The sequence below is a fragment of the Adlercreutzia rubneri genome (assembly GCF_009755265.1).
Classification (GTDB): domain Bacteria; phylum Actinomycetota; class Coriobacteriia; order Coriobacteriales; family Eggerthellaceae; genus Adlercreutzia; species Adlercreutzia rubneri.
Genome location: NZ_WPOO01000035.1, coordinates 1 through 5,431 on the forward strand (window position 1 = coordinate 1; position 5,431 = coordinate 5,431).

At 61.1% G+C, this 5,431-nt stretch carries 4 protein-coding genes and 1 pseudogene; all 5 read right to left on the bottom strand.

Translation table 11 applies throughout. The features are described from left to right. Window positions 1-673: pseudogene (locus tag GO707_RS11645) on the bottom strand (serine/threonine protein kinase); the annotation flags it as partial. Window positions 674-951: 278 nt separating this feature from the next. Continuing rightward, the gene (locus GO707_RS11650) at window positions 952-1,530 is read right to left on the bottom strand and encodes a TetR/AcrR family transcriptional regulator (RefSeq protein ID WP_114539334.1); all 579 of its coding nucleotides are present in this window, start codon (window positions 1,528-1,530) and stop codon (window positions 952-954) included. 200 nt (window positions 1,531-1,730) lie between these two features. Further along, complete coding sequence (locus GO707_RS11655; protein WP_114539352.1) at window positions 1,731-3,068, bottom strand: MFS transporter; 1,338 nt, start codon at window positions 3,066-3,068, stop codon at window positions 1,731-1,733. A 259-nt stretch (window positions 3,069-3,327) separates the two neighbouring features. Beyond that, the gene (locus GO707_RS11660; RefSeq protein ID WP_157013075.1) at window positions 3,328-3,888 is read right to left on the bottom strand and encodes a hypothetical protein; all 561 of its coding nucleotides are present in this window, start codon (window positions 3,886-3,888) and stop codon (window positions 3,328-3,330) included. A 42-nt stretch (window positions 3,889-3,930) separates the two neighbouring features. After that, the gene (locus GO707_RS11665; protein ID WP_022739238.1) at window positions 3,931-5,046 is read right to left on the bottom strand and encodes a DMT family transporter; all 1,116 of its coding nucleotides are present in this window, start codon (window positions 5,044-5,046) and stop codon (window positions 3,931-3,933) included. Between the last annotated feature and the right edge of the window lie 385 nt (window positions 5,047-5,431).

Genomic DNA, 5,431 nt, shown 5'->3' on the forward strand with positions numbered 1-5,431 from the left:
AGCGCTGGAACCAGTCCATGGCGGCGCGGTTGGTGGTCAGGCCGTGCTGGATGAACAGGTCCTTGCCCATGCGCATCACGTCGGCGGCGTCCCACATCGGCTCGACCTCGGTGGTCACGAAGTCCTTAGCAGCCGTACGCTCGAGACGCTCCTCCAGGGAGATCTTCTCGTCGTAGTAGTTGTGCTTGTAGGAGCGGTCGGTCAGGCGGGGACGGGGGGCCTGGGTCCACTTGAAGTCGGGATCCTGCTCGAAGTACTCCTCCATGAGCGGCCAGTAGGCGAGATACTCATAGTAGCGGCAGCGGAAGGAGTTGGCGGCGGCCATGATCTCGTTGCCGATGGTCAGCAGGATGTCGCGCGGAGGCATGCAGGTCATCATGGAGTCGTTGCGGAAGTCCGGCGTGCCGATGGCCTGGTTCCACTGCAGCGGGGTCGGGCGGTCGACGACGACGCCGCGGTCCTCGAGGATCTTCACGAGGTTCTCGAGGCACTCGTTGCCGCGAGCCACGGTGTCGGAGGGACGCAGGCCCCACATGCCGCGCATCTCGGAGTCAACCGGCACCTTCTCAGAGGTGGCGGGCTCCTCCGGCGGGATGACGGAGTTGTCGCAGCGGCCGACGATGACGCGCTTCAGCGGATCCCAGTCGTTCCAAGAGCTGACGATCTTTGCCATAACATGTGCTCCTATCTCATAGGCACTCTTCCGTCTCTTTTGAGACTAGCTGCACTATAGCATTTCTTGCAGTTGCACAAAAGCCTTTTACCGAAGAAAGTTTTCGATTTCCTGAAAAATCATCGTCATCTTGTCAACTATGGATATCTATCATCTTTTGCAATCGCACAATATTTGTAGTACACCCCGTAACCGATTGAAGCAGCAAAAAAGACGCCCACTCCTTATTCGAAAGAGCGGGCGTCTTCCCTTTGAAACGATAGGCGAAAGCACCAGAGCTACCGGTCGAGAGCAGTCTCCAAGAGCATACGGGCAATCTCGCGCACATCGTAGCCTTCCGAGATCGCCTTCACCGCTCCCCCGTCGACGAGGGCGACGACGACCGAAGGAGTAAGGTTCACGCCGGCGCGAACGAGAATGCGGTTCACGGCCGCATCGAGAGCCTCGCGTCCCTTGCGGTAGGCCTCGGTAACCACCGGCGCTTCGGCTGAGGCGATGAGCTGAGCATAATGGGCGGGCATGGATACCGTGTCGTCTGGAAGGCACGCCTCCAGCAGAAGGTCGACCACGCGCTCGCGACATTCCTCGGGGCTGAAGGCATCGGCGGCCTGAGCCACCTTCTCGGCACGGGCGATCCACAGTTCAATGTTGTAGCAGCCCGCTTCGTAGAGAAGCTCGGTGACGGAGTCGAAATAGTAGCCCACTGAGGACGAGGCCGCACCGGCCCATTCTGCCACCTTGCGATAGGTGACGGCCTCCGGGCCGCGCTCGCGAAGCAGAGCGGCCGCAGCCAGCACCAGCGAGGTTCGCGTGATCTGAGCTTTCAGGGATTTGGGCTTGGACAACGGCTTAGCCATGGGAGACTCGCTTCCTTTTTGATTACTTTTGCGTGACTCTACCAGAAAACGCCCAACAATGAAACCCCAGATGAGAGTTATTTTCTGGAAATACTTGAAGCGCTGTCAAAGTTTCGCTTCATGGTGCAAGTGCACAAGCAAGCGACAGCCGAGCGACCCTCCCCGATCGCTCGGCTGCCGCAGAAAATGTCACTTCCCGACTATTGGATCTCGGTCAGCTTCTTCTTCGAGTTGTCGTGAGTCATGCACATGGCGATGAACGCGACCACGGAGATGGCCACCATGTACCAGGCCGGCGCGATGGCGTTGCCCGTCGCCTCGATGAGGGCGATGGAGATGAACGACGCCGAGCCGCCGAAGATGGCGTTGGCGAAGTTGAAGGACAGCGCGAAGCCGGAGTAGCGCACCTCAGTGGGGAACGTCTCGGACAGGTAGCTCGAGAGCGTGCCGTCGTTGATGGTGAGCAGAAGGCACATGACGAGCTCCACGATCAGGATGATCGCGAAGTTCTGCGAGTTCAGCAGGTAGAACGCGGGCACCGTGAAGATGATGAAGCCCACGCAGGCGATGATGAGCATCTTCTTGCGGCCCACCTTGTCGGAGATGCGGCCGGACAGGAAGATGAACGCGATGTAGGCCACCAGGCAGATCGTTGTGATGAGCGACGAGGAACCGGCGTCGTAGCCCACGGTGTCCTGCAGGTAGTTAGGCAGGTAGGTGAGCACGGCGTAGAAGCCCACGGCGTTCAGCATGCAGGCGCCGAAGGACACGAGCAAAGGCCGCAGGTGCTTGGTGAGCAGAAGCTTGATGGGCTTGTCGTCGGACTCGCCCTTGGCCTCCAGCTTCTCCTGCATCTCCTGGTACACCGGCGAGTCGGACACGCGGGTACGAATGTAGTGCGTGATGAGCCCGAGAGGACCCGCCAGAAGGAACGGAATGCGCCAGCCCCACTCGGTCACGAAGGACGAGTCGTGGCCCCACGTCATGAACATGAACGTGGCGAGCGCCGAGCCGATGAGCAGGCCCGTGGCCGTCGAGGCAGGCACGAGCGAGCAGTACAGGCCGCGGTGGTTGGACGGGGCGTACTCGGCCAGGAAGGTGGCCGCGCCGGCGTACTCGCCGGAAGCCGAGAACGACTGCACCATGCGCAGGCACAGAAGCAGGATCGGCGCCAGAATGCCCACGGCTTCGAAGGTGGGCAAAAGCCCGATCACGAAGGTGGCCGCCGACATCATGAGGATGGAGGTGGCCAACGCCCACTTGCGGCCCTTCTTGTCGCCCATGTGCCCCCAGAAGAAGGCGCCCACGGGACGCATGAGGAAGGACAGCGCGAACACGCCGAAGGTCTCCAGCAGCGCCACGGTCGGGTCGCCCGGAGGCATGAGCACGAGCGCGATGACCGTCGCAAAGTAGGAATAAGACGCGTAGTCGAACCACTCGATGAAGTTCCCGAGGAAGGAGGAGACTGCCACGCGCCTCAGTGTCGCGTGCTCCTCGCTGTCCCGCTGAACCGCAGCCGCTGTTTCGCTAGACGCCATGGAAATCACCCAGATCCTTTCCGAACCCCTTTTTACTTTGTGTTTTCCTCATCGGGAAACACCCCCTTTAGAAACGAGGGAGGCCCGGCATCCGTGACTCACAGATACGCGAACCTCCCTTTCTTCGTGCAAGCCGGCACGTCCCGGGGTCGGGAGGTTGTACCTCGTGCCAGCCAGCACACGTACCGCACGGTTCGGGCCGTGCGCGCCCTTAATGCGCCGAGGCCGCACGAACGCTTCGCACGGCCTCGGTTACATCCTAGTAGTCGCCCATGTAGTCAACTTGGGCCTTGCTGGCACACAGCACGAACGCCTTCTCGGCCTTCTTGCCGCCGGCAGCCAGCTTGCCGAGCACCACGCGCTTCAGACGCGGATACGGATTCATGCCGTACCAAGCGAACGCAGTGCCGCCGGTGTAGCACTCCACGATGCTGTGCACGGGAAGCGAGGCATCGCGCTCGGCATCGAGCTTGATGTACTCGGCGATCTCGTCGGCGCACACGTCGCGGATCACCTCCACGCTGATCTCGAGGTCGCGGGCCAGCTGCTTGAGCTGATACTCCACCTCGGCGTCATCGGCATGGGGGAAATAGGTCACGTCGTAGGTGACGGCGGAGAGCCCGGACGCCTTGGCGAAGGCGATGAACTTCTCCAGCGACACCATCTGCACATGCTCCTCGGTGCGCTCGGCGATGTCGAGCTCTGCGGGGAAGCCGGTCACGCCGTTCTGAGCGAACACAGCCTCCAGCTGCTCCTCGGTCATCGCGGGCTCGAACTCCACCGACGAGGCGATGTGCGTCAGGTTCTTAGTCATCTTCATAAGAAGCCTCTTCCTATACGGCAGTCATTTCTGACGCGCTGCTTACAGACCCTCGATGTCCTCTTGCTCGGCAATGCGGGCGGTGAGGTTCTCGGCAATCTCCTGCTGCTGCTTCGCTTTGCGCTCGGCAACCATGCCCTTGACGGACGGGATGGCGCCACCGGCGATGATCATGAGACCACCGATGATGGTGTTCACGGTCAGCGCCTCGCCGAAGACGACCAGACCCACGAAGATGGCCACGGGCACCTCCCAGTAAGCGATGGTGCCGTAGTCAGCAGCCGGCAGGTTGCGGCCGGCCACCAAGAGGAAGCCCAGAGCGATAGGACCGCAGATGATCCACAGGAGCACAGCACCGATCCAGTTGAAGGTGGTGAAGTGCACGGACAGCGCCCAGTTCTCCATGCCGGGCTGAGAGCCCAGGGAGTTCAGGATGATGGTGATGAGGCCAGCGCCCAGCACGGCGAAGATGAAGTTCCACACGCCGCGAGCCGTAGTATCAGCATCCTTGCGATAGCCATTGAAGAACATCGACAGGCCGTAGAACAGGCCGGACAGCAGACCGAAGGCGTCGCCCACGCCCTTCTGCGGGAACTCGGGCGTCGAGGTCTCGAGGCTGAAGTCGAGGCCGAAGAACTGGCCGCCCACGCCGAAGCCGAGCAGGCCCTCGCCGAACAGCATGCCGATGAACACGACGAGCAGGCAGATCCACTGCAGGCCGCTCATGGGCTCCTTGCGGAAGATGCGGGCTGCCAACACGCAGATCACCGGGCCGGTGTAGATGAACAGTACGGCATTGGCAACGGTCGTGAGCAGCGTGGACGTCACGTAGCATGCCAAGGACATACCAATCATCAAACCGCCGAGAGCGATGGCGGGAGTGAGCTTGAGTTCCTTGAAGGTCTTCACCTTGTGAGTGGCGACCATCAGGATAACGAAGAACAGCACGCCCATGCCCATGCGGCCGCAGGCCATGAGAGCGCCGATGGAGTCACCGGCGTTCAGGCCCAGGGTGCCATCGAACATATCCGTTCGCGTGGCCCAGCGGCTGAACAGGGGCACGAGGCCCATGCCGGTTGCAGAGATGAGCATGGCAATGGTACCCCACCCGGTCTTCATCTGATAGCCCTCGGTGGCGTTGGTGTTTTCCTGTGCCATAATCCCTCCTTTTTCTTTCCTCTGAGGTGAGATAGGTTGAATGGAACGTCCCCTCGCCCTTAAGAGAGGCGCCCCGGACACGGAACTTGCCCTAGTTCCGTGAAATAAAGAAGGGGAACAGGCCGCGCCTTTGCGTTGAAACCTGTTCCCCTTTCTTTTCTAACTTGTGCCTCTCAGGCAGCTGCCCTTAGCTGCTGATCGGCGATTCTAACTCTCAGGCTGCTTTTCGAACCTGGGAGCCCACGATAAACGTCGTGCTTACTTCCACATCTCGGGGCGCACGAGGGTGGGATCCTCGACGCGGTTCGGGAAGTAGTCGAGGCACTCGCCCTCGCGGTAGACGTCGGCGGTGGAGCAGTGCAGGCCGCCGCCGAACGGGTAGGCG